Raw genomic sequence first — 26,967 nt, 5'->3', positions numbered from 1 at the left:
GGCATGCAGGCGGACACACGGGACGGGACGCGCGGCCGGGAGTCGGTGCTCGGCTACCGGGTGGGGACGGAGCTGACTGCGGTGGCTTCGTTCGGCAACAGCGACACGCCGGGCCGGCTGATTCAGCTCTCGCTGGAGCACCTGACGCTGCACCTGGACTCGAACGCGCTGCCGCGTCCGGGGCAGGCCGCGTCGGTGGTGCTGGGCCAGGGTGAGCGCTGGGCGACGTCGCTGGACGCGGAGGTGATGGAGGTGCGCGGCACAAGGCCGGAGGTCAGCCTTCGCTTCGTGTCGCCGCCGCTGGACGCGGGCCGTCGCATCGTCACGGTGCTGGAGGCGCTGCGCGACAACGGCCTCTTGTTGCCGCCGGAGACGCGGCCGGTGTGGAAGGAGCGCATCGACCGCAAGGAGCGCGTCGCGCGCATCTGCGAGGCGCTCGCGGGTCGTCAGGCGCGAGGCATGGCGCGCACCGCGGACGGGCAGAAGGTCTCCGTCACGGCGGTCTTCTTCGACGCGCTCAACAACCGCATGGGCTGGCGCTTCGATGGCCCCATGCTCCAGGGCCCCTTCGTGCTGGAGGCGTTCGGCTACAGCAGCGTGGTGCACCTGGACGTGAGCGAGGCGCGCGAGGAGGACGGCTGGGTGGTGATGCCGGTGCCCTCGGAGCTGGTGCGCTACCGCCACCGCTGGCTGCGTCGCGCGCCGCCGAGCAGCCCGTGCACGCTGTCCTTCAACCACCCCATGTGGCCGCAAGTGCATGTGAAGCGGCCCGTGCTCGACTTGTCCTACGAGGGCCTGGCCTTCATGACGGAGCCGGGCGAGGACCTGCTGTACCCGGGCCTGCGTCAGCCGGTGCTCGAGGTGGCCATGGAGGGCCTGGCGCCGGTGCGGCTGCGCGCGGAGGTGCGCAACATCTCCGGCACCGCGGCGGGACGTCGGTGCGGCATGTCCGTGCGGCCGCTGGACGCGGAAGGTGCTCGGGCGTGGCGCGCGCTGGTGGAGGCGCAGATGCACCCGTCCACCCGCGTGGAGGGCGACTGGGGCGACGCGACGTGGAAGCTCTTCCAGGGCTCCGGCTACTTCGGCCTGCCGGGCAAGTCGCCCGAGGACTTCGTGGAGGAGCGTCCCTGGTTCGACGCCACGCAGGAGCGGCTCGAAGGCCGCACCAAGCTGGGCTACCGGGTGGTGCGCCCGTCGGGTGACTCGCTGGAGGCCACGCTGTCGGTGGTGAAGCCGTACGAGGGGACGTGGATGGCGCATCAGCTCGCGCGCCAGGCCGTGCCCGGTCAGCGCTCCTCGGCGCGCGAGGCGCTGCGCGACATCTACCTGCGCGGCTACGAGCCCACGCAGGTGGACCCGGACGTGAAGTGGTTCATCGCCTTCTGCGAGGCGAACGTGCGCTGGGTGCGCTTCACCAAGTTCGACTTCGCCCACTGGTACGAGCACACCGGCCAGGCGTCCCTCACGCCCTTCCGGCTGATGGAGGCGGAGGTGGAGCGCCAGTGGGAGGTGCCCGCGGACGTCGACGTCGGAGTGCCCACCGACGCCGAGCGCGCGCGCTTCTTCCAGGAAGTGGAGCGCACCCGTCCGGTGGCCTACCGCGAGGCGCTCGATTTGGTGGAGGAGCGCTTCGACCTGTCGCGCGCGCGGACGAAGTGGGGCGAGGCGGGCCTGGGCCGTGAGCGCGAGCTGCGCGTGGCCCGTGTCGACGGCCGCGCGGTGGCGCTGGCGGTGCTGGAGTCCGCGCAGCCGGGCCTCAACCTCTTCAACGTGCTGGACGGCGTGCGCCTGTTCCCGCTGGTGGATGACGCGCTGCCGGAGGCGCAGCGGGCCATGCTGGCGCTCCTGGCTCACGCGGCGGAGTGGTACCGGCCGCGCGGCCGCCGCGTGTTCGTCCACTACGTGGAGTCCACGTGCGTGGAGTACGTCGAGCGCGCCGCCCTGGCCGACCTGGGCGAGGGCAAGCTGTGGATCATCTCCTCCGCCCTGCTGCCCGAGTTCCTGGAGCACCTGTGCGAGGCGACCACGCCCCGCGCCGCGTCCTGAGCGGGCCGACGGAACGCTGACCGCGGGCCTGGGTCGGCGGACATGAAAAGGCCGGGTGGCCCGAACGGCTCCACCCGGCCTCATTCATTTCAAGCGGCTGGCGAGGCGCCTACTGCTTCGCCACGCGCAGGTAGTACGTCACGCCGCCGATATCGCGGGTCTTCCCCTCGGCCGCCGGGTCTTCCAGCACCGCCGCGAAGTCGAACTGCTCGAAGTCCTCCGTCTGCTTGCCGGTGAACTCGTTGTCCTTGAACTCCAGGCCGACGTTGAACTCCTGCAGCGGCTGCAGGGGAATCTGGAACACCGCGCGGGTCGGGTCGGCGACGCGGAACTGCGTCTCACCCACGCGCTCGATGCCCTCGGCCTTGCCGCCGTTCTTCTCCCACAGCGCCGTCAGCTCCTGGCCCAGGTCCACGACGATGGTGCCGCGCCCGATGAACGGCCGCTTCACGTCCACGTTCAGCTCACGGAAGCGCACGTTGAACTGGCGCGCCTCGCGCAGCGTGTTGCGCAGGATGAACGTGGCGTTGGAGAAGCCGAACGGCACCATGTTCACCACGTTGGTGTTGCGCCAGATGATGTTGTTGTTCTGGCGGGTGTTGTAGTCCGGGTTGCCAATCTCCACGGTCGTCATCGGGTCCGCCGGCGTCACCAGCCGCGCCAGCAGGCAGTAGTGGCCCTGGACGGCCGGGTTCCACTCGACGACGACTTCGTCATCCGCGCCGCCCGGCAGGTACACCACCGTCGCCTGGCCCAGCTCCGTCCAACCGGCCGGCCACGAGGTGCTGGTGGCCGCGTTGGTGCCGTACACCTTCACCACCACGTTGTGCGCGGCCACCGTGCTGCGGTTGCGCACCTTCACGTGGACGTAGTTCGTCTGACCGAACTCCGGGTTCTCGTGCGGACCGTTGGTGGTCGAGTTGCGGACCCAGATGTCCTCGCTCTCCCACATGCCGTTGGACGCGGTGGCGGCATCCGGCTCGTTGCCCGTGTCCCACGGCTTGTCCTTGCCCCACACGTCCGTCTCGCAGGCGGCGGGCACGGCGAAGCCGTTGGTGGGCGAGGTGCTGTTGGCGGTGCCCGACACCGCGTTCGAGCCGAGTCCGAAGCCAGCGAAGGCCGTCCACAGCCGGCACACGTCCTCGCCGCCGTGCAGCGTCGTCGCCGCGGCGATGATGCCGTCGCGCACCTGGGTGAAGGTGGGGCTGCAGGGCGTGTTCTTCAGGCCCTCGGTCAGGTACAGCATCATGCGCTGGTTACCGGCGCTGCCCGTCGCGTTGTAGAGGTTGCTGTTGAAGCCCCAGCGGTCCACCAGGGCCCAGTACGCCTCCCACGCCGCCTGGGCGAAGACGGAGCCCACGCCGTGCGGAACGGCCATGCCGCTGATGCTCGCGTACGTCCAGTTGTTCACCGTCTGGTTCGTGCTGTAGCGCTTCGCGCGGATGCCCAGGCCGGTGGTGGGCTGGCCCAGCGCGTAGGTGCCCATGCCGCGCCCCTGGGGGCCCGTGTGCGTGGGGCGCGCGGTGTAGACGAGCGCGAGGAAGTCGCTGATGCCCTCGCCCGGCGCCTGGTTGTTGTTGAGGCAGGACACGTTGCTGGGGCCGCCGACCAGGCGGTTGGAGATGCCGTGGCCGGCCTCGTGGACGATGATGCCGCTGTCCAAATCACCATCCCGACCCGGGGAGGTGGTGGTCCACGTGTACATCTGCATGCGCGGACGCTGGCCATCCGGCGGGGTGTAGAAGTTGGCGTTGTTGACGTCCTCGCCGTCCTGCGCCTCGGCGCGCACGTAGTCGTTGCCCAGGCCGGGGTTGCCGTAGTTGTTGACCTGGAAGTTGCCGCCCGCCTCGTCGAAGCCGTACTGGTACTGGATGTCGTGGATGATGTTGTTCCAGTAGAACAGGTTGGTGACGGCCGCCGACGTGTACGCGCTCGGGCCGAGGCTCAAGTCCAACAGGAAGCTGCAGGTGAGCGCCGTCCCGCAGTCGGGCTCCACGGCGGGCGGCAGGTTGTTGTCGTCGATGTCGTCGTAGGCATGGACGTTGTTGCCGCGGTGGAGGGTGTACTCGGCGCCGACGACGCCGTCGGTGTCATGCCAGCCGAACGGCGACGCGGTGGTGTTGGCGGGATTGAGGAGGCTGAGCCGCGCGTCCATGGGCGGCAGCGGCGTGGTGTGGATGGGGCTCTCCACGGGGCGCGGATAGACGGAGTAGGCGTCCGAGGCAATCCAGTCGAAGCGCGTCCACACCTCGCCCGTGGTGGCGTCCACCGTGAGGTCGTAGACGTGGCGCCGGTCGGGCGTGTGCACCTGGAAGTTCCACACCAGCCGGGCGTCGCCCTGGTTGACGGGCAGGAGCGCCAGTTGCGCTTCGATGGGCTCGGTGGACACACCGGACTGCTCCACGCGGGTGCGCTGGCGCGGGCCTGTGTCCTTCTCCAGCGCGCGAGGCGCCGTCAGCGGCTTCAGACCCAGGTGACGCGCGGCCCCGGAGACGGCGGCGGCGGCGTCCAGGCGGGGCTGGGTGCTCGGCACGGCGCGAGCCAGCGAGGGCAGGAAGTCGCTGTGCACGCTGACCACGCGGCCTTCGCCGTCCACGTTGATTTGCAGCTGGCCGTTGTAGAGCGGCAGGCCCTGGTGCGTCTGGCGCAGGTACAGGTGGGTGACACCGCTCTGCCGCGAGTAGACGCGGTCGGTGACCTCCAGGTTCGCCAGGTCCGTCAGCTCCAGACCCAGGAGCTCCCGCTGCGACTGGACGAAGGAGAGGCCGATGGCGAGCGCGTCACCGCTGCTGCGGCCGGACAGCGCGCCCACCGGGTTGACGAGCGAGCGGACCAGACCCGTGGAGGCGTCATGCTCCACTCGCAGCTCGGGCACGTTGCGGCGCAGCGAGGCTTCCCGGTCCTTCTGCAGCGCGCTCACGGCCTTCTTCACGCCGACGTTGTGGGCGATGCGGGCGTCGTGGTTGCGAGCGCCGTGAGAGTCCTGCACGACGGCGAAGGCGGAGGGAGCGCTCAGCGCTCCCATCAGCACCAACGCCTGGGTGAGGCGGCGGCGGAAATAACCCTGTGACATGTGTACTCCTGCTCTGGGGATGAAGCCGGCGGGGGACAGAGAACCGGCTACCCCGCACAGAGCAGTGGACGTGCCAATGAAGTCTTCCGAGCAAGAGTCGGAAGCGCTGTAGCGCCCGCCGTTACAACAGCGGGGCGCTTGTAGCGTCGCGTGTTACAGACGACGTCAGGAACGTCGCCGTAACTTCTTGGATTTCTTCAGCTCCTTGAAGAGCTCCTCGGAGACCTCAATCAGCCGCCGCTGGGTGAGCACGGGACAGTGCCAGTCCTGGGCCCGCATGTGCTCCAGCAGGTCCTGGGGCAGCGCGGGCCCGACCTTTGCCCTGGGCTCACACCTCCCCGAGGTTCTACTCAGGGGAGGCGGAGCGGGAGCGACGAAGCAACGACGACTAGAGCCCGTCGTCCTCTTCGGGGTCCGGGTACGACTCGAGCTCGTCTTCCTCCTCGGTGCGGCCCCGGCCGTGCTTCTTGCCCTTGCCTTCGCTCTTGGCCTCGCTGCCACCGGCGAGGTCCGCGTCCGGACCGACGACGTACCACTGGCGGCCCTGCTGGATGCGGCGCAGCACGCCCTCCGTCTCCAGCGCGGCGAGCAGCTTGGCGAACGTGGGGAAGCCGTGCTCGCGCTCGTCGAAGTCCGGCTCCTTGCGGACGATGGTCTCCTTGATGAGCGAGGGATTGACCGGGCCGGTGGCGCGGGCAATCAGGTTCTGCACCACCTCGCGGGCAATCTCCGGGACCTCCGTCTTGGAGTGGCCCTTGCCACCCGAGGGCGCGGCCTTCTCCACCTCGGCCTTGCCGGCCTTGCCCGTCGCGTCGCGGCCATGGCGGCCCCGCTTGCCATGCCCCGCTTCCTCGGCCGCCGCGCCATGACGGCCCTTGTCGCCCTTCTCCGAGCGCTGGCGCGTGGTGCGCAGGTAGATGAACTCGTCGCACGCGTTGACGAAGAGGGGGGAGGTGGACTCCTTCACCGCCAACCCGATGACGGTGCGCCCGTTCTCACGCAGCTTGTAGGCGAGCGGGCAGAAGTCGCTGTCGCCGGAGGCGATGACGAACGTGTCGATGCTCTCTCGCGCGTAGCACAGCTCCAGCGCGTCGATGACCAGGCGCATGTCCGCGCCGTTCTTCCCCGCGCGGGTGGAGGGGGGCACGTCGATGAGCTCCACGCCGAACCGGTGCAGGCCCATCTTCGCTTCGTTGAAGCGGGACCAGTCGCAGTAGGCGCGACGGAAGACCACCTTCCCCTTCTCCAGCAGCCGGTCGAGCGAGGGCTGGAGGTCGAAGTTGGAAGCGCTGATACCGGTGTTGGTGACGAGGTTCTCGAAGTCGAGAAAAAGGGCGATGCGGTGCTCGTTGGTGCGACCGTTCACGTGCGGCCTCTGCGATAGGCGCCGGTGTACGGCGCGATAGGGCGCCGATGTGCGGCGCGGATGGAGCCCCGGCGCTTCCTCCGTCAGGAGGGCGCCCGCCGGGCCCTGCGGGTGCACCCTAGCCTGTTCCCGGCCCCCTGGGGCGGTGGCGTTCGACGGCTGAACACTCGGCGGGAGCGGTGGCCCGCCTCGCTGGGAGGTGGCCGGGGCACGGTCCAGGCGTGAGCGTCACGTCGTGGCCTACCTTCGGGGGAGACGGGTCCAAGGACCCCCAGCCGGAGTACGAGTCATGACGCGAAAAACGATGTCCAGTCGGTGGAAGCGCATCGCCCTGGCCGCCCCGGTGTTGGCGGCACTGGCGGCGCCCACCGCGGGTCTGGCGAGGGACCCCCAGCAGAACACGGCGGAACAGGAGCAGTTGGAGATAGATTTGGACCGCACGGGCAACCTCGCCGGCAACGTCCCCCCGCTCAACGTGGGCGGCATGATTGGCGCCGACGTCACGCCCACCCAGGGCATGACCCGCATCGTCCAGGGGCCCGACGTGGACCTGACGCCAGACCCCAAGCGCACCCGTCAGATTGAGGGCGACGTCGTGGCGCTGGAGGGCAGCGTCCTCTACGTCCAACCCGACGAGGGCGCGGTGGTGCCCCTGAGCCTGGAGGCACTCAGGCTGAAGCAGACTCCCGAGGAGGGCCGGCGTGTGATTGCCGACTACCAGGTGGAGAACGAGACGCAGAACATGGCGACGGCGCTCGCGGGCGAGAAGAAGTGAGCCACGGTCGCCTCATGAAGCAGTTCGGGGGAGCCGCCACGGCAGGCGGTCCTCCCCCGAAGCTCCCGACGCGTTGAACTACTTCTTCTGGGCGCCGACGACGGTGTCGGGCCGCGCGTTCTCGCCGAACTTGCCGGCCGTGTAGTCGCGCGCCATCTGCTCCAGCGTGACGTGCGGCACCTTCTTCGCGTGGCCGGCCTGACCGAACTGCTTCATCCGCTCCTCGCAGATGGCCTGCATGGCCGCGCGCGCGGGCGTCAGGTAGTAGCGCGGGTCGAACTCCTCCGGCTTGGCGAAGAAGGCCTTGCGGATGGCGCCGGTGATGGCGAGCCGGTTGTCGGTGTCGACGTTGATTTTGCGCACGCCCGCGCGGATGCCGCGCTGAATCTCCTCCACCGGCACGCCGTAGGTCTCCTTGATGCGACCGCCGTTGGCGTTGATGATGTCGCACAGCTCCTTGGGCACGGAGCTGGAGCCGTGCATCACCAGGTGGCAGTTGGGGATCTTCTTGTGGATCTCCTCGATGCGGCTCATGGCGAGCACATCACCACTGGGCTTGCGGGAGAACTTGTAGGCGCCGTGGCTGGTGCCCATGGCGACGGCGAGCGCGTCGATGCCCGTGCGGTTGACGAAGTCCACCGCCTGGTCCGGGTCCGTGAGGAGCTGCTCCAGCGTGAGCTTGCCCTCGGCGCCGTGGCCGTCCTCCTTCTCGCCCATGCCGCTCTCGAGCGAGCCCAGCACGCCCAGCTCACCTTCCACCGACACGCCGAAGCGGTGGGCCACGTTGACGACTTCGCGCGTGACGGCGACGTTGTACTCGTAGGTGGAGGGCGACTTGCCGTCCTCTTCCAGCGAGCCGTCCATCATCACGCTGGTGAAGCCCATGCGGATGGCGCTGATGCAGGTCTCCGGCGAGTTGCCGTGGTCCTGGTGCATGACCACCGGAATCTCCGGGTAGAGCTCCACCGCGGCCTGCATCAGGTTCCGGAGGAACAAGTCATTGGTGTACTTCCGCGCCCCGCGCGACGCCTGGATGATGGCCGGGCTCTGGGTGGCGCGAGCGGCCTCCATGATGGCCTGGATCTGCTCCATGTTGTTGACGTTGAGCGCGGCGACCCCGAAGTTGTTGGCGGCGGCGTAGTCGAGCAGGGGACGCAGGGCGATGAGCGGCATGACTGTGTCTCTCCGTGGCGGTTGTTTCGAGTAAGTGCGGCGCCTGAGTTAGCACGGACGCGCCCGAGGGCGCCGCCAAAAGCTCGCCGGACGCGTTCCCCAGCCGACGCTGTCAGCGGGTGGTCACTGGGTGCAATTGGACCAGCGGGGGCAGGCGGTCCGCGCGCTCCAGCAGGCGGGGCTTGGGACGCACCGCGACAGGCACCCGGGACTCGGTGAGCAGCTCCAAATCGAACACGTTGTCCCCGAAGGCGGCGTACAAGGGCCGCTCGGTGCGCGCTCTCAGACACGTCACCTTCCCGGGGCCGTAGGGGATGGGGGCGATGACGTCCGGCAGCACCGTGCCGCCCGAGGACTGGGGGGTGCTGGCGATGACGTGCTCGGAGGGGATGCCCACCACGCGCGCGGCGGCCTCCACGACGGCGAGCGGCGAGGCGCTCACCACGTAACAGGGGACGTCATTCTCACGGGCCCAGTCCACCACGCGGCGCACCTCCGGGTGGACGCGCTCGGCCACGCCGTGTGACTCCACCACGCCGCGAGCGAAGGCGCGCAGCTCCTCCACCTCCCAGCCGGCGAACAGCCACGTCGCCATCTCGCAGATGTCGTGCTCGGCGATGCGGCCGGCCTGGAAGGCGGTGAACAGCCTGCGGGCCAGCGTGCTGTTGCTGCCCTCCAGCTCCAGGCCGTGCGCGGCGGCCACCTGCTCCATCCGGGGGCGGGCCGCGTCGCGCACGGCGTCGCGCCCCGTCACGGCCATGAACAAGTCGTCCCCGACGTCACCGCTCCACAGCGTGCCGTCTCCGTCGAACGCCAGGAGGCCCCCCGGCGTGGCCCGCGCCTCGCGAGCGATGCGCTCCAGCGTCTGCTCCACGTGCTCCATCTTCATGGCGTGACATCCTGGCCGGACGCCTTCGCGTGGCCAACCCCCGTTGATTCACCGAAGGATTTTTCGAGGCTCCGTTCACTCTCCAGCAGCGCGGGGAATTGAAACGTCCAAGGGGGGACGTTTCACGCCGTTGGGGGAACACGCTTGTCCAATCTCAACCTGAAGGTCCTTTCTGGGGAAGGGCCGGATGTACGAGAGGGTGCGTCCGAAGTCGCGTCAGGAGGGGCTCGCTCGGGGGAGGAGTTCGTCCGGGGGCGGGGCATCCGGTTGATCCGCGAGGATGGCACGGCCTTCCTCGACGCGGCTTCCGGCACCTTCAACGTGCCTCTGGGGTACGACCATCCGGAGGTGACGAACGCCGTGATGGAGCAGCTGCGGCGCATGGCGCACGCCAGCTCTTCGCTGATGGCGGGGCAGGCGAAGCAGGTGCTCTCGGAGCTGCTCGCGCATGCGCCCGCGCACCTGACGGCCGGGTGGATGCGAGACATCACCGGCTCCACCGCCAACGAGTGCGCGGTGCAGGTGGCGCAGAAGGCCACGGGGAAGACGGACATCCTCAGCCTCTTTCTCTCCCACCATGGACAGACGCAGTTCACCACGGCGATTTCGGGCAACGCGTTTCGTCGCAAGGGCTTCCCGGAGTCGGTGTCACCGCACTCGGTGAAGGTGCCGGCACCGTACTGTTATCGCTGCTTCTACAAGGCGAAGTACCCCGGCTGCGGGATGCTGTGCGTGGAGCGCATCAGCGACTTCGTCGAGTACGCGAGCAGCGGCTCGGTGGCGTGCATGCTGGTGGAGCCCGTGCTGGGCAACGGCGGCAACGTGGTGCCTCCCCCTGGCTACTTCCAGGCGCTCAACAAGCTCTGTGAAGAGAAGGGCATCCTCCTCATCGCGGACGAGGTGCAGACGGGGATGGGGCGCACCGGGCACCTGTTCGCCTCGGAGGCGCTCGGCTTCAAGCCGAACATCGTCACCCTGGCCAAGGGCCTGGGCGGCATCGGCATCCCGGTGGCGGCGGTGCTCTTCGAGGGCGCGCTGGATGTGATGGAGAGCCACGAGCATTCCTTCACCTCGGGGTGCAATCCGCTGGCGCTCACCGCGGCGTCCGCGACGTTGAAGGCGATGACGTCCGGCCACCTGCTGGCCAACGTGCGGCGCAACGGAATCGTGTTGGGAGAGCTGCTGGGGCAGCTCGCCACGCGCTATCCGTGCATCGGCGACGTGCGGGGCCTCGGGTACATGTGGGGCCTGGAAATCGTGCGCGCGGATGGCTCGCCGGACGTGGAGAAGACGCTGGCGCTCATCCGCGTGGCGGGTGAGCGACACCAACTGGTGCTGCGTGGCTCCCGCTACAGCTTCGGCAACGTGGTGAAGGTGCGGCCTCCGCTCATCGCGACGCAGGACGACCTGGAAGAAATCGTCGCGCGGCTGTCACGCGCGCTCGCGGACGTGGGCTGAGTCGGGACTCGAGGGGGAGCACATGAGGGCAGTGGTGTACACGACAGCCTGGGAGCTGGAGCTGCGCGAGCGTGCCGAGCCGTCCGCGCCCGTGCACGACGAGGTGATGGTGCGCGTTCGCGCCACCGGCATCTGCGGCACGGACCTGGGCATCATTGGCGGCGAGTACGCGGCGAAGCCCGGTGTGGTGCTGGGCCACGAGTCCGCGGGCGAAGTCGTCGCCGTGGGCCCCTCCGTGCGCCACGTCCAGGTGGGGGACCGCGTCGTCATCGACCCGACCTTCCACTGCGGCCAGTGCCGGCTGTGCCGCACCGGACGGCAGAACCACTGCCAGCGCAAGGGTGAGACGGAGACGGGCGTCAGCGCTGACGGCACCATGGCGCCGCTGCACAAGACGACGGAGCGCTTCCTCTACACGCTGCCCGCGCACGTGGGCTTCGAGGAGGCCAGCCTCACCGAGCCGCTGAGCTGCGCCGTCACGGGCGCCAACCAGCTGCGCCTGCGTCCGTCGCTGCGCACGGTGGTGCTCGGCGGTGGGCCCATGGGCGTGTTGTACGCGTGGGTGCTGGCGGGCCTGGGGTTGACGGGCACGTTGGTGGAGCGCTCGGCCGCGCGGCGGGAGCTGTGCCGCGAAGTGGTGGACCGGCGCTGGACGGTGGCGGAGTCCCTGGACGAGGTCTGCGCACGCCACGCCTCGGATGCGACGCCGCTGGACGTGGTGGTGGACACCACGGGGCGACTGGCGGGTGAGGCGCTGACGAAGCTGTCTCGCGGCGGGCAGCTGTTGCTGGTGGGCCTCAAGCGACACGAGGTGGCGCTGGACGTGGGTGGTATCGCGGACCGCAGCCTGTCCGTGCAGGGCTCCATCGATTCGCTGGATGGCAGCTTCGCCACCGCGCTGCACCTCATCGCCTCGGGCGTGGTGCCCGCACGCCGACTGGTGTCGCACCGCCTGCCGCTGGCGTCGTTCCGCGAGGGACTGGCGCTGGTGGGCTGTGACGTGGGCGCCCGGCGTCAGGGCCCTCCCGCCGGCGCGCTGAAGGTCGTCCTCCAACCCTGAAGCCCGAGCGAGGCGCACATGATTCACGGACTGCTGATTGAAGGCACGGACTACGCGGGCAAGACGACGGTATGCAAGCTGTTGGGCGCGCGCCTGTCGGCGGCGGGACTGCCGGCGCGGCTGGGGCATTGCTACGTGTTCGACATGCCCATCCTCGACCACTTCCTGGCCGAGGCGAAGCGCACGCCGGACCTGCTTGAGATTGACTGGTTCTACTCGGCGAACATCCTGCTCGACCTGGCGCGCTGTCACCGCGGGTTGCCGTCGGGCTTCCTCGTCCAGGACAGACACTGGCTCAGCCAGGTGGGGCGCAACCGCTTCTTCCACCCGGATGTGTCGGGGCTGCCCAGCCAGCTCATCTGGGATGAGCACCTGCCGTTCGCGTTCAACTACTACCTGACGTCCACGCCGAAGGCGAAGCGGGAGCGGGCGCTGCTGCGTCCCTCCAAGTCGGTGCGTGACACGTACCTGCGCGACAACCCGGAGCGGCACCAGGCCTACGACGAGTACCTCGTGTCGCTGCTGCCCGCCGAGGAGCGCTGGACGGTGGTGGACACCAGCGAGCTGCGGCCGGAGCAGGTGGCGGAGCGCATCGCGACGGACGTGCTGCGCCGACTGCATGCGGAGGCCCCGGCGCAGGTGCGGCCGGTGGTGGCTCGCTAGGTGGCCAGGGCGGGGGAGCGGCGCAGCGCCAGGAAAGGGCAGGCAATGCAGGCACGGGAAGGCACCATGGAAGTGCTCGTCATCGGCAACAACACGGTGGACATCGTCTTCTCCACGCGCGACGCGCTGGTGACGGACGGCAAGGTGCAGGCGGACGGGCTGCGCTTCTTCGGCGGCGGGCAGGGCGCCAACGTCGCGGCGATGCTGGGCGCGCTGGGCGTGCGCACGCGCTACTTCGGCGTCTTCGGGGGCGGGGACTTCGGACGGCTGGCGCGCGGCTCGCTGGTGGAGTCCGGCGTGGTGGTGGAGGGCAGCCTCACGGTGGCGGACTGTCCGCAGCACTCGGCCGCCATCATCGTGGACACCACGCACGGCACGCGCTCGCTGGTGATGCACAAGGACGCGCGGCTGCGCATGGACGGCATCCCCGCGGACGCCGCGCCGCTGGAGCAATGCGGGCTGGTGTACCTGGACGGGCACGAGCCCGCCTTCTCGCGGGCGCTGGCGAGGCGCGCGCGGGCCCAGGGACTGCCGGTGCTGGCGGACGCGGAGGTCGCGGAGGAGGCACGGCCGCTCTTGCCGTACCTCACGAGCCTGGTCGCGCCGGGCAAGGTGCTGCGCGAGCTGACGGGGGAGCGCGAGCTGTCCGCCGCCGCGCGCACGCTGCTGGCCGGGGGACTGCGCGTGGTGGTGGGGACGCTGGGCGCGGAGGGCTGCGAGGGGTGGACGGCGCAGGGTGAGCACCACCGCGTCGCGGCGGAGCGCTGCGAGGTGGTGGACACGACGGGAGCGGGGGACGCGTTCCACGCGGGCTACATCGCGGCGGTGCAGGCGGGGCATGGCTTTGGTGAGGCGCTGCGCTTCGCGACGAAGGTGGCGGCGGTGAAGTGCGGCGTCCCGGGGCCGCGCGCGGGAGTGGACCGGCTGGCGCTGCTGGGTGTGGGACTGGGCACGAGCGGGGGCGCGTCTCTGTCGCTGCTCTAGCGGCGGCGGGGACACGGGGGGCTGGCCATGAAGGTCATCGTCACGGGGGCGAGCGGATTTCTGGGGCGCAGGGTGATGCGCGCGCTGTTGATGGAGGGCGTCCAGGCCCAGGGGACCTGGAGCACGACGCCGCGCCAGGGGCTCATGCGCCTGGACATCACCGACGCACGCGCCGTGGACGCGGCCTTCGTGGAGGGCGGCTTCGACGTGTGCATCCACGCGGCGGCGCGCTGCAACCTGGACGACTGCGAGCGTCACCGGTCCGCCGCGACGAGCATCAACGTGGGAGGCACGGGCCACGTGGTGGAGGCGTGCCGACGCACGCGCACGCGGCTGCTCTACGTGTCCACCGACCATGTCTTCGATGGTGCCCCCGCCCGCACGTACGTGGAGACGGACGCACCCCGGCCGCTCCAGCACTACGGCGTCACCAAGCGCGAGGGGGAATTGCTGGCGCTGACGCTGGAGGACGCGCTGGTGCTGCGCGTGCCGTTGCTCTACGGCCTCACCGGCCCGGACGAGAAGTCCACCTTCGTCACGTCCACGCTGGAGCACTTGTCCACGGGCCTGCCCGTGTACGTGGACGGCGAGCAGGTGCGCTACCCGGTGCTGGTGGACGAGGTGGCGGGACTGCTGGCGCGGCTCGCGGGCGGCGGCGTGCGCGGCGTGCTGCACTTCAGTGGCGCCGAGGCCACCACCAAGTACGCGTGGGCGCGGCGGCTGGCCCATGCCTTCAACCTGGATGTGTCGCTGGTGCGCGCGCGCAAGGAGTCGTCGCTCGCGGTGCGGCCTCGGGACAACCGCCTGGTGTCCACGCGACTGACGGCGCTGGGACTGAAGACGCCATTCTCTCTCTCCGAGGGACTGGATGTCCTCCGGCACCAGCGGGAGGCGGGCCTGTGAGCGGCGCGCGAGCAGAGGGCGACTGGCGCGGGGTGGTGCGCGACGTGCGCGTGTCGGGCAGTCGCGTCACCAAGCGCGCCACGCATGGGCGCGACAAGCTGCTGCGTGAGGTGGCGTGGCTGCGCGAGCTGCCTCCGCGCGCGGCAGAGCGCTTCCCTCGAGTGCTGGAGGTGCGCACCGGCGCGGACTGGGCCGAATACGACATGGACTTCTGTCCGTGGCCGGAGCTGTCGCGCGTGCTGGTGGACGGCACGCTGACGGTGGGTGAGGCCGTGAGCGGCACGCGGAGCATCGTGTCCTTCGCCTTCGACACGCTCTATGCGGACCACCACCGTCCCGCGCCCGAGGGCTTCTTCCACGCCAGCTATGTGGACAAGTACTGGCGTCGCGCGAGCGCGGGCCGGGGGCTGTCCGCCCGCTTCGACCGGCTGTGCGCCGCGGGGAGCCTGGACCTCAACGGCCGGCTTCACCGGAGCGCGGCCGAGCTGGTGCGTGAGCTGGAGCGAGACACGGCGCTGCTCGCGCGATTGCATCCTCCCCGGGTGGGACGGTTCCACGGCGACTTCAAGTTCGACAACGTCCTGCTGGAGCCGGCCACGGGTCGCTTCCTGTTGTTGGACCCGAGGGGCTCGACCGCCACGGGGGACTCCGACAGCGACTACCTGGAGGACCTGGCCAAGCTGCGCACGTGCACGAGCGGCCTCTACGATTTGGCGCGCGCTGGCGCGGCCCGGGTGTCCGAGGAGGAAGGGCGCCTGTCGTGGGAGTGGGCCTTGTGGGCGCGTCCCGCCCTGGAGCGCTTCGCCGCGCTGGATGTGTGGCTGGGTGAAGAGCTGCCCGCGCGGGCACTGGCGCGAGGGGACACGGATTGGCGCGTGCGGTGGGACTTCGTCACGCCGCTGCTGCTTTTGGCCAACGCGCCGTTCCAACTGGCGCCGGTGACTCCTCGCACCGAGGACATCGCGCAGGTGCTGCATGCCACGGGCGTGCGGCTGCTCGCGGAGGCGCTGGAGCGTCACGGCACCCGGGGTGCGGAGGTGTCGCGATGACGCGCGTCGCGAAGAAGCGCTCAGTCCTGCGAGGCCGCGTGGAGGAAGCCGGGCAGCACCGCCCGCAGGCCCGCGATGACGGCGGCGGCCACGAAGGCGTGCCCCACGGAGACGAGCGTGGGGCGCACGGCGCGAATCAGCGGAGACAGGTGGCGGCGGTCCAGGTCATGCGCCGCATTGACGTCCAGGCCGTGCTCGCGTGCGCGGTCCGCGGCGCGCGACAGGGCCTCCAGCGCGCGCTCCTGCGTGGGCGTGCCGAAGCCCTCCACATAGTCGCGACAGTTCAGTTCCACGGCGGCGACGCCGGCACGCGCGACCAGGTCCACGGCCTCTGGCTCCGGGTCCACGAACACGGAGATGCGCGTGCGGCCTCGCAGCGTCTGGGCCCAGTGCGCCAGCCGGGGCTGGTCGTCCTCGGGGCGCCAGCCGCGCTGGGTGGTGAGGTGTTGGGCCTCGAAGGGTGTCACCACCCAGCAGCCGACGCCGGGGGTGCGCTCCAGCAGCGCGCCGAGGTCCTCGCGCAGGTCTCCGCCGACATGCAGCGTGGCGTGGCCTTCGCGCACGGCGTCCAGGGCGGCGAGCGCGGTGATGTCGTGGGGCTTCACGTGCCGGTGGTCGGACCACTGGTGGACCATCAGCGCGCGGCAGCCGCCTTCGATGAGCGTGCGCGCGGCCTCCGTCAAATCAGGCACGGCGCCGCCGCGCGACGAGCGCAGCAGGGCGACCTTGTTGAGACCCACGCGCAGCAGGGGTGTCGGCACAGGGGCACGCATCGACGGACCTCCGGGTTCCAGGGGCCCATCCTCGCATGGCCGCCGTGTCGTGTGTCTCCCACGTCTCTTCCGATTCAAGCGGCCCGAGTCCTGGCCGCGCCAGGTGCAGCACGCAGCACGTAGTGAAACGCAGACACCTCAAGGAGCAACACCATGAACAAGCCCCGTAGCGTTGCCATCAAGCTGTCCGCCGACACCATGAAGTGCGTCGTCGGTGGTTCCATCTCCACCATCCCGGGTCCCGTCGTCACGCTGCCCGGCCCCATCGTCACGCTGCCCGGTCCCATCGTCATCGGGCCGGGCCGCGTCTTCCCGGTGCTGTGATTGCCGGGTGAAGGCTGACCGCGTGAGCCGTTGAGGCTCATGCAGGGGAGGCGCGGGCCACTGAACCCGGCTCGCGCCTTCCTTCCTCTTCTCGCTTCTGGTGTCGCCGCCCTCATGACTCAGCCCTCGCGTGACGAACTGATGAACCTGCTTGGCGTGGACCTTGGCCACCTGCTGGCGCTGGAGTCGCTGACGCCCGCAATCGAGGCCGCCGTGTTCCTGTCCGGCTCCCTGGTGGAGGGCATGGGCAATGCCTTCTCCGACATCGACGTGTTCGTCGTCGGCGGAGGCGAACCGACGGGCACCAGCCTGCACAAGGCCGGGGACGCGCTCTTCTCCGTGCACATGCTCGGCAAGCGCCGCGTGGACTTCGAGTACTGGAGCGAGGCGTCGGTGGAGGTGCTCGCCGCGAAGCTCGCCGCGTTGGACCTGAAAGAAGGCGGGCGGGACAACGTGATGATGGAGCGGCGGATGACGGAGGACGAAATCGTCTTCCTGCACCGTGTGCGCACGGGGGTGGCGCTGATGCATGACGGCCGGCTGGACAGGCTGCGCTCGCGCTTCGACTTCCGTCGCCTGTCGCGGTGGCTCTTGGAGGTGAAGATTCGCGAGGTCGACGACGCGCTCGAGGACCTCTACGGGATGATGGAGCAGCCGGACGTGGCGCTGATGCGCGCGCGGGAGTTGCTCAACTCCACCTGCGACGCCTTCTGTCACTACCGGGGTAGCACGAACATCCGGCGCAAGTGGCGCACACGCATCCTGGGGCAGTTCGTCGCGAGTGGAGACGAAGAGGCGCGCAAGTTCGAGCAGCGCTTCTGGGAACTCCAGTTCCCGGATGGCGCGCGGCTGCGTCAGCGTCCGGAGGATTTGAAGACCTATCTGGAGACATGCATCCGGCTGTGCAACCAGCTCACGGATGTCATCGAGGAATGAGCGCCATGGATTTGGACACGCTCGTTCCCGTCACGCACCTGCGTGTGCGGCGCCGTCGAGCCGAGGGGCAGGTGCACCTCATCCTCGACAACTACTACTTCGATTTGGACGAAGGCACCGACGCCGTCTGGCGCGCCTGTGACGGCGTGAGGACGGTGGCCCAGGTGGCGGAGGCGCTGCACAGCGAGCGGGGCTGGGCGCTGGAGCTGGCCCGGTCCATCACCCGCGACACGCTGAGTGCCTTCGCCGAGCAGGAACTCGTCTCGCTCGTCGCCCACCCTTCCACAAGCAACCCATCCGCAGGCGGTGAAACCCATGAGTGACAACAACGGCCACCTTCCCATCATCGGACGTGCCTGGCATCCCTCTACCCGTGAGCCGGGGCCGCTCTTGCCGGCGACTCGACTTGCCCTGGCGAACTGGGTGCGCCCGGAGGGACTGGCGCGGCGCGAGCTGGTGCTCGGCGCGGCGGAGGGTGAGCCCTGGGAGGTGATGACCATCGACAGCGAGAGCGCCGACCAGGCGTGGCGCGTGATTCAGTTGTTGGATGGCAAGCGGACCCTGGCGGACATCGCGAAGGAGACGCGGCTGGGGCTTGAGCTGGTGTCGTCGGTGGCGCAGGACCTGTATCACCGCGCGGTGCTGGTGCAGACGAGCGGGCTGGAGGTGGATGCGCTGACGTACTACGAGCACCTGCGCTCGCTGGCGGGCATCGCGCAGCAGCGCTGGGGGCCGTCGTCGATGCTGCGACGGTTCTGGACGGGGCCGGTGTCGCGTCGTCTGGCGGTGGGCTACCTGCTGGAGAACTACCACTTCGCGGCGGCGGCCTCGTCGCACCAGAGCGCGGCGGTGGCGTCACAGCCGACGGAGCGGCTGAAGACCATCCTGAGCGAGCACCTGTCGTTCGAGTACTGGCACCACGCGTGGTTGAAGCGCGGGTTGCTCGCGGCGGGGTTGACGGAGGCGGACCTGGAGCGCGCGTCGCCGCTCATCGCGATGCAGGCGCTCATCAACCACCTGCGCTGGCTGGGGATGGCGGACCCGCTGTCGTATTCGGCCTGCATCGGCGTGGGTGAGGGAGACCCGACGGCGCTGGCCACGGTGGGGAAGTTCTGGGAGCGCTTCACGGAGCACGCGGTGTTGCCGGTGGAGGCGTTCGGGCCGTTCAGGGACCACGACGTGGGGGATTGCAGCGACGACCATGACCAGTTCGGTCGCGAGCCCTTCGCGGACGCGGGCCCTCTCACCGCGGCGGACCAGGCGCGCATCCGGCGACGGCTCATCACCTTCTGCCGGCTGACGATGGCCTATCACCGCGAGCTGCTCGACTTCTACGGCCCGGAGGAAGGGCCGACGGTCTTCACCGTGGAGGACTGAGTCCACCCGAGATGAGTGTGCTCGCGGACTCCGTTGAGGTCTCCCCGCTGGACGCGCGCCGCGTGTCCGGCGTGCTGCGCATTCTGCCGGATGAGGTGCGCCGACACTTGATGAAGACGGGCCGCGTGCGTGAGTACGTGTCGCAGGAACTCGTCGCGAATCGGGGTCAGCCTTGCGACACGGTGCGCCTGGTCCTTGAGGGCATGTTGGTGATGGGGCACCTGGGTGCCAATCACGGGGCCTTCCTCCGGGTGACGCATGTGGCGGCGGGCGAGCTGTATGGCGCGCATGCGCGTGAAGACGGAGCGACGCACGGCTTCGACGTCGTGACGGGTGGAGGGACGCGCGTGCTGGAGGTGCCCGGCGCGGACTTCCGGGAGGCGTTGGCGCTGGACGAGACGGGTGGGCTGACGGCGCTGCTGTGTCCCGCGTTGCGCCGGGCGCTGCTCGACTTGTTCGGGGACGATGTGGAGCCGGAGGGTGTGTTGCGGCTCGCGGCGTGCTTCCGGGAGGGCGCGGTTCCGGAGGGCACGGTGTTGATGCCGGCGGGAGCGACGGCGGCGGAGTGGTGGGTGTTGAGGCAGGGCTCGGTGCGCTATGGCGAGCGGGCGCTGGGGCCGGGCGAGGACTTCGCGTTGGATGCGCTGCTGCTGGACGCACCCGTCTTCGCGGCGGCGACAGCGCTGGAGACCAGCACCCTGCTGTCCGCTCCCAGAGGCGCCGCGGCGGAGGTGTTGCTGCGCTTCCCGGGCGTGCGACGCGCGCTGGGTCGGCGTGTGGCGAGGAGCAGCGCGCAGTTCAATCGCTGGCCGCACGTGGTCCTCACGGACGTGAATGCTCCACCCGAGGCACCTCCCGAAGAGGAGTCCTCGATGGAGCTGCCGGAGCGCCCCACGGCCGCGTCGCCGTGGAAACAGGTGCCGTTCTATCGACAGCAGGAGCACATGGACTGTGGTGCCGCGTGCCTGCGGATGGTGGCGCGGTACTACGGGCACGAGCTGGACTACCCGTCGCTGATGAAGCTCGCGGGTGTGAGCCGGTATGGCACCAGCCTGTTGGACTTGTCGCGCACGGGTGAGCAGCTCGGGTTCATCACCACGGGCGTCCAGGCGGACTGGGAGCTGTTGCGCTCGGTGGACCTGCCGGCCATCGCGCATCTTCAAGACCGGCACCACTTCGTCGTCGTGTGGCGAGTCACCCGGAAGGGTGTCGTCGTGGGTGACCCGTCGTTCTCCACGCGCTTCATTCCGAGGGAGGAGTTCCTGCGCTCCTGGCGTGGGGTGCTGTTGTTGCTCAAGCCGTCGGACCGGATGGCGACGGCGGTGGCGGCGCTTCCGCCGAAGCAGCAGGAGAAGTCCGCGCTGGCGCGCTTCTCCGTGTTGCTGCGACCGTACCGAGGGGTCATCGCGGAGTTGGTGGGTCTGTCGTTGTTGTTGCAGGTGCTGGCGTTGGCGTTTCCGCTGGGAAGTCAGGTGGTCATCGACCGGGTGTTGATGCGGGCGGATGCGCAGCTGCTCGATGTGTTGTTGGCGGGGTTGGTGGGCACGGCGCTGTTGTCGGGAGTGCTGGCCTTCGCGCGGAGCTATCTGGTGCTGGAGGTGTCCACGCGAATCGAACGCGACGTGGTGGAGACGCTCTATCGACGGGTGCTGGATGGGGCGTCGGGGTTGTTCCAGCGCTTCACGACGAGCGACATCCTGAACCGGTTCATGGAGGTGGGGCTGATTCGAGGCTTCATCGTGGACAACGCCATCGCCATCACCATCGATGTGGCGCTGGTGTTGAGCACGGCGGGGGTGTTGATGATGTACTCGCCCACGCTGGCGGTGCTCGCGCTGGGGTTGATGCCGCTGCACCTCTTGGTGTCGGCCGTGGTGGGCCGCTGGGTGCGGAACCACACGGTGGCGTACCTGTCACAGCATGACCTGTACCAGACGCACCTGATGGACTCGTTCAAGGGCTTCGAGTCGCTCAAGGCGCATGCGCTGGAGTTGCCGTTCCTGCGCACGATGCAGCGCTTGCTGGCGCCGTCGCTGCAGCATGGCTTCAAGGCCTCGATGCACGGGGCGATTGGCGCGAGTGTGTCGCAGACGTTGGACCTGGTGGGCAGTGCGTTGGTGTTGTGGGTGGGCTCGCGCGCGGTGTTGCGGGGGGAGCTGACGGTGGGAGCGCTCATCGCGGCGACCTTGTTCGCAAGGCAGATGAGTGGGCCGGTGGTGCGACTGGCGACGCAGTGGCGGGACTACCAGCGGGTGCAGGCGCATCTGGAGCGAGTGGGTGCGGTGCAGGACGTGGCGGGGGAGGGGGACAAGCGGGCGTCGGCGGTGCTGGAGCTGCCGCAGGTGAAGGGGCACATCCGCTTCCGGGGGGTGAGCTTCCGCTATGGGCTTGGCCGTGAGTCCAACACATTGGAGCGGCTGGACCTGGAGTTCGCGCCAGGGGAAGTGGTGGCGCTGGTGGGGCCGTCGGGGTGTGGAAAGAGCACGCTGGTGCGGCTGCTGCTGAGGTTGCATGACCCGAGCGAGGGGACGGTCTCGATTGATGGGTACAACCTGCGGGACGTGACTCCGGAGTCGGTGCGTGGGCAGATAGGGATGGTGACGCAGGAGACGCAGCTGTTCTCCGGAACGGTGTTCGACAACATCGCCTGTGGGCGTCCGGTGACGGAGGAAGCGGTGGTGCGGGCGGCGAGGCTCGCGGGGGCGTATGACTTCGTCACGGAGCTGCCGTATGGGTTCCAGACGCTGGTGGGGGAGCGTGGGTTGACGTTGTCGGGGGGACAGCGTCAGCGGGTCATCATCGCTCGAGCGTTGGTGACGGACCCGCGCATCCTCATCTTCGACGAGGCGACGGCGGCGCTGGACCCGCTGGCGGAGCAGGCGATTCATGACCGGCTGCGCGACATCGTCCGAGGGCGCACCACGCTCATCATCAGTCACCGGCTCCAGACGTTGCAGCACGCGGACCGCATCGTGGTGATGAACGAGGGACATATCTCCCAGATGGGGACGCACGAGTCGCTCATGTCCGCGCAGGGCAAGTTGTACAGCGCGCTCGCGCAGGCGACACCGAACTGGAAGCGCCATGGAGCGGAGGGTGCTCATGGCGGTGATTGAGAATGGGGCAGGGACGCGCCATGGAGCGGAGGGTGCTCATGGTTCTGACTGAGAACGCGGCGGGGAAGCGGCGCGGGGAAGCTCCATGGAGCGGAGGATGCTCATGGCGGTGATTGAGGACACCTATCGGGAGTTGTTGCCGGTCCTCGACTTTCCTCGGACGCGCCGCGTGCTGCGTGGGTTGTATGCGGTGTGCGCGGGGCTGGCGCTGCTGGGTTTCGGTGCGCTGTTCTTCGTCGAGATGGATGTGGTGGTCCGGGGCCAGGCCGTGGTGGCTCCCGTGGGGGAGACGGCGCGAGTGCAGGCGCCGCGCTCCGGTGTGGTGCTGGACATCGCGGTGCGCGAGGGACAGCAGGTGGAGCAGGGCGCTGTCCTGTTGCGCCTGGATGACGCGCAGGTGCGCTCTCGGGTGAGGTTGCTGGAGCAGCAGGTGGTGGAAGCGCGCTCGCGGGTGGTGATGCTGGAGGCGCTGGTGGCGTCGCGGACGGAGTCGTTCGGGATGCAGGTTCGCGTGCGCAAGGCGACGGCGTTGGAGACAGCGGCTCGGCTGGAAGCCGCGCGAGCGCTCATCCACGCGAAGGAGCGTGAGGCGGAGGCGCGCTCAAGGGATGCTCGGAACGCTGAACACCTGCGGGAGAAGGAGTTCGTCGCCTTGGTGGAAGCGGAGAACGCGTCCGTGCAAGCGGAGGTGGCGCGCTCGCAGGTGGTGGCGGCGCAGGCCTCCGTGCGCGAGCTGGAAGCGAGCCTGGGGCGATTGGAGTTGGAGCAGCGTGGGCTGGAGGGTGACTCGCGCGTGGCTTCGCTCTCGGATGGAGCTGCGCTGTCGGCGGCGAAGGTGGAGTTGGAGCGCTACACGGGGGAACTGGAGGAGACGCGATTGGAGGCCGCGCGGCTGGAGGTGGTGGCGCCGCGAGCGGGCACGGTGCAGGGGTTGACGGTGTTCGACCGAGGGGACGTGGTGCAGGCGGGGACTGTGCTTGCGCTGGTGGTGCCATCGGAGGATGGGCTCGTGCTGCGCACGGTGGTGGCATCGGAGGGCATCGCCTTCCTGCGAGACGGGCAGCCGGTGCGCATCAAGCTGGACGCGTATCCCTTCCAGGACTTCGGCGTTCTGTTGGGGGAGCTGTCGCGAATCGCGGGGGACACGACGCGGCGGCAGGAGGACACGCTGGGCGCCGCGCCCTATCGCGTCGACGTGAAAGTCCCCGGTGAGCCCCGCTCCACGGCGGGAGTGCCCGTGCGGCTGCGTCCGGGGATGACGGGCACTGCGGAATTCGTCGTGCGACGCGAGCGGCTCATCTCCGCGCTGATGCGCCCACTGCGCGGCGTGGACAGCCTGGGTCACTGAGTCGCTACTGCTGTACAGAGAGGATCCGCCAGCCAGTGACATCAATGGCGTAGGTGGCGCCGATGTCCAGCAGCGGAGGGCCGCCGACGTCGCAGACCTCCGGGTTGGGAACGATGCTGACGAACACGACACCGTGAGGACCCGGTGCGGCCACGACATCGTAGGCCTCGCGGCGAGCGAGGCACTGCTGAAGAGGAGTCGCCGTTCCGGGGAGTTTGTAGTCCCAGGGCAGGTAGTCCTCCATCGCGAGCTGGATGGCCCTCAGCGTTGTTCCGGGGATGATCTGACGCCCCTCTTCAGGAAACGCGAGCGGGATCTCGACCTTTGCTGCCTCTGCCTGGGACGCGTGAACAGGGCGAGGAGGGCGTTGGAAGAGAGCGCAGGCGGGCAGGAGGAATAGAAGAATCATCAACGCGCGCGTCATGGGGTCCTCGTGGCTGCGGTGCCTCTTGTGTCACGAACCTGGGTCGTCCGCACGGTACGCCTTCAGTTCTGGTCTACCGCGGTGACGATGCCATACCGCTTGTCGGCGGGCCTGATGATGCCGACCAGACTCCACTGCTTCTCCGTCCGCACGTAGACTTCTCCTGGCAGCGAACTGCCCAGATGAGGAACCAGCTTCATGACGGTGCATGCATTGTCGAATTGGATGCGGATGCTCCAGACCTGAGTCGCGGCAATCCGGTCTGTCGCAGACATGGGAGAGGGTGCCCAGGGATGGCTGTGGAAGTCCGCGAGGACGACGGGGCGGCCTCGCGCATCGACAACGTAGCGAGGGGGAATGCACTTCTTCTGTTTCGAGGGACCGACAGGAACGGGCTCTCCCAAGGGAGAAGGCATGCTCGCGTAGTACTGGCCATCGCTCAGAGAGTAGATGACGCCGCAGTACTCCTGGCCGTAGTCACGGTCCCGTGCGCGTGGTTGCGACATGATGGCCGGGCAGAGTTGGTCGATGACCTCATCTACGTCCGTCGATGGGGTAACAGCGGTCCAGGGCCCACGAACATGCACATGGGGGCCTTCTCTCCAGTAGTCGCGTTCTCCACCAGGAACGGGCGTGCTCGTGGAGCAGGCCAGGAATACACAGAACGCTGCGGCACATCCGAGTCGAACGCTCATGAACGTTCCGTTGAAGGGGCTTCGGTAGTGCTCCCTCTTCGATGGCAGGAGTCGTACTTCTAGCATCGCTGACGCCAGAGGCATGCGAGTGGTGCGCCCGACAGGAAGGTGTCGCTCCCGCCGCGAAAACCCATCAAGAGGAACACCCATGATTGAACTCGCCGAAGGCAATCTCCTTCAAGCGGACGTCCAGGCGCTCATCAACGCCGTCAACACGGAAGGAGTGATGGGCAAGGGCATCGCACTCCAGTTCAAGCGAGCCTTCCCCGCGATGTTCAAGGAGTACGAACGCGAGGCGAAGGCGGGTCGCCTCGAGACGGGCCGCGTCCATGTCTTCGACCTGGGAGCGCTGAAGGGCCCGCGGTGGATCATCAACTTCCCGACGAAGCGGAGCTGGCGCCAGCCTTCGCGCCTGGAGTGGATTCGCACGGGCCTCGAGTCCCTCGTCGAGGAGGTCCAACGCCGGGGGATTCAATCACTGGCCGTTCCCGCCCTGGGCTGCGGAAATGGAGGCCTGGCGTGGACGGAGGTCTTCCCCTTCATCCAGGAGTCCTTCGCGCGAATCTCCTCCGTTCGGGTGCTCGTCTATCCCCCCGGCTGACGCACCCGTTCCCTGAGGTCCCGCGCGGCCCTTCGTGTCGGACCAGAGCAGTCCCTCAGTTCTTCGCCCCGCTCCCGCGCGCCTCATTCAGTGCGCTCAAATCCACCAGCCCGTTGATGTCCGAGGTGGGGATGAAGCCCAGCTCCTGCGCATGCTTCGCGGCGGTGCTCAGCGCAGTGGGCACCGGGTCCAGACTCGGCTCCAGTCGTGAGAACGCACCCTGCAGAATCGCCGGCTGCAATGGCTTCTGCGTCAGCTTCCCGAACGCCTGGTTCACCTCCGCCGTGAAGCCCTTCGGGTTCTGCTGCCACCGCTCGGTCAGCTTCACGTGCGCGCGCAGCAGCGCCACGATGCGCGGACGCTGCGTCTCCAACACCTTGCGCGTCGTCACTATCACCGTGGTGGGAAAGCGCCCCTCCGGCCACAGCGTCTTCTCATCCACGAGAATCTGCCCGCCGCCCTCCGGCTCCAGCAGCATCCGCGTGCCCCAGGGCTCCGGCACCCACGCGCCCTCGATTCCTCCCCGCAGGTACTGCACCAGGATGTCCGAGTTCGTCAGCGGCACAATCTGCACGTCACCCTGTCCATCCAGGTTCGTGCTCAAGCCCTGTTGCTTCAGCCAGTGGCGCAGCGCGATGTCCTGCGTGTTGCCAAGCTGGGGCGTCGCGATTTTCTTCCCCTTCAGCTCCGCCGCCGACTTCGCCGTGCGCGTCACCAGCACCGCCCCGCCATTCACCGCGCCCGCGATGATGCGCAGGTCCTTGCCCGCCTTGAGGTACGTGTTGATGGCGGGCCCCGTGCCCACGTACGACACGTCCAGCGAGCCGCCCACCAGCGCCTCCATGGCCGCGGGCCCCGCGTTGAACTGCTTCACCTCCAGCTTCCCCACGCCAGGCTCCGCCGCGAAGGCGCCCTCGGCGTTGCCCACCAGCGCCTGCGCATGCGTGATGTTGGGGAAGAACCCCATGCGCAAGGGCGCGTCGGCACCGCCAGACGCGTCACGCTTGCAACCGACCCCCAGCCCCATGAGGCCAGCGAGCACGAGGACAGCCAGGGAACGAAACGCGCGCATAGGCACCCAGAAGAGGGACGGCGGGACGGGTTGGCAACGGGTGTCGAAGCACAAGCGTCGGGCGCTTCACGTCCCACGCCTCACAGCGTGCCTTCCAGCCCCCACCGACGCCGCAACCGCCCCTCCACCGTCTGGAAGAAGACACGGTCCACGGTGATGCCAATGAGGATGATGGCCACCATCACCGCCATCACTTGAGGAACATCCATCAACTCACGCCCCACCGTGAGCAGTTGTCCCAGGCCCCCCGAGACGAACAGCAGCTCGCCAGCCAGCAACGCGCGCCACGCGAAGCTCCACCCCAGCTTGAGCCCCGTGACGATGCCCGGCAGCGCCGCCGGCAACAACACGCCGAACTGGAAGCGCAGGCCGCGAACGCCCAGCGTGCTGGCCACTCGCAACAACTGCGGGTCCACGCCCTGCACGCTGTCCTCCGTGGCGATGGCGATGCCCAGCACACTGCCCATCACCACGACGAAGAGGATGGACGTGTCCGTCAGCCCGAACCACAGGAGCGCCAGCGGCAGCCAGCAGATGGACGGCAGCGCCTGCAACCCCATCACCACCGGCTTCACCGCGTTGCGGAAGAATGCCAGCCGCGCCATCAGCAGGCCCAGGGGAACGCCGATGGCCACCGACATCAGATAGGCACGGCCCAGTCGCCCCAGGGAGCGCAGCGTGGCATCCAACAGCCGCCCGTCGACCGCCATGCTCCACAGGCTCTTGGCCACCGTCACTGGCCCGGGGAAGAGGTACGGAGACCAGATGCCCAGCCGGGACAGGCCCTCCCAGGCGCCCAGCAGCAACAGCATCAGGCCCAGCTTCTGCCCGTAGTTCTTCAAGGGGGCATCGCGCTTCATGG

24 protein-coding genes are annotated in these 26,967 nt (G+C 68.9%); 15 read left to right on the top strand and 9 right to left on the bottom strand.

The genetic code is table 11. The annotated features are described in order from the left end of the window. The first annotated feature begins 3 nt into the window (after positions 1–3). Positions 4–2,046 (top strand): PilZ domain-containing protein, encoded by a 2,043-nt coding sequence (locus HUA76_RS06890; protein WP_141641851.1) that lies wholly within the window; start codon positions 4–6, stop codon positions 2,044–2,046. Between the two features lie 109 nt (positions 2,047–2,155). Here the strand turns inward: HUA76_RS06890 and HUA76_RS06885 are convergent, their stop codons facing one another. Both HUA76_RS06885 and HUA76_RS06880 read right to left on the bottom strand, forming a co-directional pair. Further along, positions 2,156–5,119: a M36 family metallopeptidase gene (locus HUA76_RS06885; protein WP_254614003.1), complete on the bottom strand. Its 2,964-nt coding sequence runs from the start codon at positions 5,117–5,119 to the stop codon at positions 2,156–2,158. A gap of 388 nt (positions 5,120–5,507) precedes the next feature. Continuing rightward, on the bottom strand, positions 5,508–6,485 hold the full coding sequence (locus tag HUA76_RS06880) for an NYN domain-containing protein (RefSeq protein WP_174460333.1): 978 nt from the start codon (positions 6,483–6,485) through the stop codon (positions 5,508–5,510). A gap of 289 nt (positions 6,486–6,774) precedes the next feature. On the opposite strand from HUA76_RS06880, the gene HUA76_RS06875 reads away from it, so the two are divergent. Then, positions 6,775–7,260: a hypothetical protein gene (locus HUA76_RS06875; protein WP_174456065.1), complete on the top strand. Its 486-nt coding sequence runs from the start codon at positions 6,775–6,777 to the stop codon at positions 7,258–7,260. Positions 7,261–7,338: 78 nt separating this feature from the next. On the opposite strand, the gene fba is transcribed toward HUA76_RS06875, so the two are convergent. Both fba and HUA76_RS06865 read right to left on the bottom strand, forming a co-directional pair. Continuing rightward, a complete protein-coding gene (gene fba / locus HUA76_RS06870) occupies positions 7,339–8,433 on the bottom strand; it encodes a class II fructose-bisphosphate aldolase (RefSeq protein ID WP_174456064.1) in 1,095 nt (364 codons plus the stop codon). Positions 8,434–8,545: 112 nt separating this feature from the next. Next, positions 8,546–9,322 (bottom strand): HAD family phosphatase, encoded by a 777-nt coding sequence (locus tag HUA76_RS06865; protein ID WP_174460332.1) that lies wholly within the window; start codon positions 9,320–9,322, stop codon positions 8,546–8,548. 144 nt (positions 9,323–9,466) lie between these two features. On the opposite strand from HUA76_RS06865, the gene HUA76_RS06860 reads away from it, so the two are divergent. The 6 genes from HUA76_RS06860 to HUA76_RS06835 are packed head-to-tail and all read left to right on the top strand — an operon-like array spanning position 9,467 to position 15,439. Then, complete coding sequence (locus HUA76_RS06860) at positions 9,467–10,780, top strand: aspartate aminotransferase family protein (protein ID WP_217439248.1); 1,314 nt, start codon at positions 9,467–9,469, stop codon at positions 10,778–10,780. A 22-nt stretch (positions 10,781–10,802) separates the two neighbouring features. Continuing rightward, positions 10,803–11,840: a zinc-binding dehydrogenase gene (locus tag HUA76_RS06855; protein WP_141641857.1), complete on the top strand. Its 1,038-nt coding sequence runs from the start codon at positions 10,803–10,805 to the stop codon at positions 11,838–11,840. Between the two features lie 18 nt (positions 11,841–11,858). Beyond that, a complete protein-coding gene (locus tag HUA76_RS06850) occupies positions 11,859–12,503 on the top strand; it encodes a hypothetical protein (protein WP_174460331.1) in 645 nt (214 codons plus the stop codon). A gap of 45 nt (positions 12,504–12,548) precedes the next feature. Beyond that, entirely contained in the window at positions 12,549–13,487 is a 939-nt protein-coding gene (locus HUA76_RS06845; protein ID WP_174456061.1) for a carbohydrate kinase family protein, read from the top strand. Positions 13,488–13,514: 27 nt separating this feature from the next. Then, positions 13,515–14,390, top strand: a complete 876-nt coding sequence (locus tag HUA76_RS06840) for an SDR family oxidoreductase (RefSeq protein WP_174456060.1) — start codon at positions 13,515–13,517, stop codon at positions 14,388–14,390. Continuing rightward, the gene (locus HUA76_RS06835) at positions 14,387–15,439 is read left to right on the top strand and encodes a phosphotransferase (RefSeq protein ID WP_174460330.1); all 1,053 of its coding nucleotides are present in this window, start codon (positions 14,387–14,389) and stop codon (positions 15,437–15,439) included. Before HUA76_RS06840 ends, HUA76_RS06835 begins: the two co-directional genes overlap by 4 nt. Positions 15,440–15,459: 20 nt before the next feature. On the opposite strand, the gene HUA76_RS06830 is transcribed toward HUA76_RS06835, so the two are convergent. Continuing rightward, positions 15,460–16,212, bottom strand: a complete 753-nt coding sequence (locus tag HUA76_RS06830) for a pyridoxine 5'-phosphate synthase (RefSeq protein ID WP_174460329.1) — start codon at positions 16,210–16,212, stop codon at positions 15,460–15,462. Positions 16,213–16,365: 153 nt separating this feature from the next. Between HUA76_RS06830 and HUA76_RS06825 the strand changes: the two genes are divergently transcribed. From HUA76_RS06825 to HUA76_RS06800, 6 genes are all read left to right on the top strand, one after another. Then, positions 16,366–16,536 carry a hypothetical protein gene (locus tag HUA76_RS06825; protein WP_174456057.1) on the top strand — a complete coding sequence of 57 codons (171 nt, stop codon included), beginning with the start codon at positions 16,366–16,368 and terminating at the stop codon, positions 16,534–16,536. Positions 16,537–16,650: 114 nt separating this feature from the next. Next, the gene (locus tag HUA76_RS06820) at positions 16,651–17,472 is read left to right on the top strand and encodes a hypothetical protein (RefSeq protein WP_174456056.1); all 822 of its coding nucleotides are present in this window, start codon (positions 16,651–16,653) and stop codon (positions 17,470–17,472) included. A gap of 5 nt (positions 17,473–17,477) precedes the next feature. Beyond that, the gene (locus tag HUA76_RS06815; protein ID WP_174456055.1) at positions 17,478–17,795 is read left to right on the top strand and encodes a hypothetical protein; all 318 of its coding nucleotides are present in this window, start codon (positions 17,478–17,480) and stop codon (positions 17,793–17,795) included. Continuing rightward, on the top strand, positions 17,788–18,849 hold the full coding sequence (locus tag HUA76_RS06810) for a hypothetical protein (protein WP_141641865.1): 1,062 nt from the start codon (positions 17,788–17,790) through the stop codon (positions 18,847–18,849). The genes HUA76_RS06815 and HUA76_RS06810 overlap by 8 nt, the downstream gene beginning before the upstream one ends. Positions 18,850–18,860: 11 nt before the next feature. Continuing rightward, positions 18,861–21,965: an ABC transporter transmembrane domain-containing protein gene (locus HUA76_RS06805; protein ID WP_174460327.1), complete on the top strand. Its 3,105-nt coding sequence runs from the start codon at positions 18,861–18,863 to the stop codon at positions 21,963–21,965. Positions 21,966–22,068: 103 nt separating this feature from the next. Continuing rightward, entirely contained in the window at positions 22,069–23,313 is a 1,245-nt protein-coding gene (locus tag HUA76_RS06800) for an HlyD family efflux transporter periplasmic adaptor subunit (RefSeq protein WP_174460326.1), read from the top strand. Positions 23,314–23,317: 4 nt separating this feature from the next. On the opposite strand, the gene HUA76_RS06795 is transcribed toward HUA76_RS06800, so the two are convergent. Together HUA76_RS06795 and HUA76_RS06790 are read right to left on the bottom strand one after the other, a co-directional pair. Next, the gene (locus tag HUA76_RS06795) at positions 23,318–23,737 is read right to left on the bottom strand and encodes a hypothetical protein (RefSeq protein ID WP_174460325.1); all 420 of its coding nucleotides are present in this window, start codon (positions 23,735–23,737) and stop codon (positions 23,318–23,320) included. A 62-nt stretch (positions 23,738–23,799) separates the two neighbouring features. After that, the gene (locus tag HUA76_RS06790; RefSeq protein ID WP_254614002.1) at positions 23,800–24,243 is read right to left on the bottom strand and encodes a hypothetical protein; all 444 of its coding nucleotides are present in this window, start codon (positions 24,241–24,243) and stop codon (positions 23,800–23,802) included. Between the two features lie 337 nt (positions 24,244–24,580). Between HUA76_RS06790 and HUA76_RS06785 the strand changes: the two genes are divergently transcribed. After that, on the top strand, positions 24,581–25,033 hold the full coding sequence (locus tag HUA76_RS06785) for a macro domain-containing protein (RefSeq protein WP_174460323.1): 453 nt from the start codon (positions 24,581–24,583) through the stop codon (positions 25,031–25,033). A gap of 55 nt (positions 25,034–25,088) precedes the next feature. On the opposite strand, the gene HUA76_RS06780 is transcribed toward HUA76_RS06785, so the two are convergent. Together HUA76_RS06780 and HUA76_RS06775 are read right to left on the bottom strand one after the other, a co-directional pair. Next, positions 25,089–26,105 carry an ABC transporter substrate-binding protein gene (locus HUA76_RS06780; RefSeq protein ID WP_174456050.1) on the bottom strand — a complete coding sequence of 339 codons (1,017 nt, stop codon included), beginning with the start codon at positions 26,103–26,105 and terminating at the stop codon, positions 25,089–25,091. Positions 26,106–26,185: 80 nt separating this feature from the next. Next, entirely contained in the window at positions 26,186–26,965 is a 780-nt protein-coding gene (locus tag HUA76_RS06775; protein ID WP_371745670.1) for an ABC transporter permease, read from the bottom strand. Positions 26,966–26,967 lie beyond the last annotated feature (2 nt).

This window comes from Myxococcus sp. CA056 (assembly GCF_013336715.1).
Classification (GTDB): domain Bacteria; phylum Myxococcota; class Myxococcia; order Myxococcales; family Myxococcaceae; genus Myxococcus; species Myxococcus llanfairpwllgwyngyllgogerychwyrndrobwllllantysiliogogogochensis.
This window is presented reverse-complemented; position numbering and strand designations above follow the sequence as displayed.

Coding starts and splice junctions, on each gene's coding strand:
- HUA76_RS06890 (WP_141641851.1), top strand. CDS start 4: ATGCAGGCGGACACACGGGACGGGACGCGCGGCCGGGAGTCGGTGCTC.
- HUA76_RS06885 (WP_254614003.1), bottom strand. CDS start 5,119: ATGTCACAGGGTTATTTCCGCCGCCGCCTCACCCAGGCGTTGGTGCTG.
- HUA76_RS06875 (WP_174456065.1), top strand. CDS start 6,775: ATGACGCGAAAAACGATGTCCAGTCGGTGGAAGCGCATCGCCCTGGCC.
- fba (WP_174456064.1), bottom strand. CDS start 8,433: ATGCCGCTCATCGCCCTGCGTCCCCTGCTCGACTACGCCGCCGCCAAC.
- HUA76_RS06865 (WP_174460332.1), bottom strand. CDS start 9,322: ATGAAGATGGAGCACGTGGAGCAGACGCTGGAGCGCATCGCTCGCGAG.
- HUA76_RS06855 (WP_141641857.1), top strand. CDS start 10,803: ATGAGGGCAGTGGTGTACACGACAGCCTGGGAGCTGGAGCTGCGCGAG.
- HUA76_RS06850 (WP_174460331.1), top strand. CDS start 11,859: ATGATTCACGGACTGCTGATTGAAGGCACGGACTACGCGGGCAAGACG.
- HUA76_RS06845 (WP_174456061.1), top strand. CDS start 12,549: ATGCAGGCACGGGAAGGCACCATGGAAGTGCTCGTCATCGGCAACAAC.
- HUA76_RS06840 (WP_174456060.1), top strand. CDS start 13,515: ATGAAGGTCATCGTCACGGGGGCGAGCGGATTTCTGGGGCGCAGGGTG.
- HUA76_RS06830 (WP_174460329.1), bottom strand. CDS start 16,212: ATGCGTGCCCCTGTGCCGACACCCCTGCTGCGCGTGGGTCTCAACAAG.
- HUA76_RS06825 (WP_174456057.1), top strand. CDS start 16,366: ATGAACAAGCCCCGTAGCGTTGCCATCAAGCTGTCCGCCGACACCATG.
- HUA76_RS06820 (WP_174456056.1), top strand. CDS start 16,651: ATGACTCAGCCCTCGCGTGACGAACTGATGAACCTGCTTGGCGTGGAC.
- HUA76_RS06815 (WP_174456055.1), top strand. CDS start 17,478: ATGGATTTGGACACGCTCGTTCCCGTCACGCACCTGCGTGTGCGGCGC.
- HUA76_RS06810 (WP_141641865.1), top strand. CDS start 17,788: ATGAGTGACAACAACGGCCACCTTCCCATCATCGGACGTGCCTGGCAT.
- HUA76_RS06805 (WP_174460327.1), top strand. CDS start 18,861: ATGAGTGTGCTCGCGGACTCCGTTGAGGTCTCCCCGCTGGACGCGCGC.
- HUA76_RS06800 (WP_174460326.1), top strand. CDS start 22,069: ATGGCGGTGATTGAGGACACCTATCGGGAGTTGTTGCCGGTCCTCGAC.
- HUA76_RS06795 (WP_174460325.1), bottom strand. CDS start 23,737: ATGACGCGCGCGTTGATGATTCTTCTATTCCTCCTGCCCGCCTGCGCT.
- HUA76_RS06790 (WP_254614002.1), bottom strand. CDS start 24,243: ATGTCGCAACCACGCGCACGGGACCGTGACTACGGCCAGGAGTACTGC.
- HUA76_RS06785 (WP_174460323.1), top strand. CDS start 24,581: ATGATTGAACTCGCCGAAGGCAATCTCCTTCAAGCGGACGTCCAGGCG.
- HUA76_RS06780 (WP_174456050.1), bottom strand. CDS start 26,105: ATGCGCGCGTTTCGTTCCCTGGCTGTCCTCGTGCTCGCTGGCCTCATG.
- HUA76_RS06775 (WP_371745670.1), bottom strand. CDS start 26,965: ATGAAGCGCGATGCCCCCTTGAAGAACTACGGGCAGAAGCTGGGCCTG.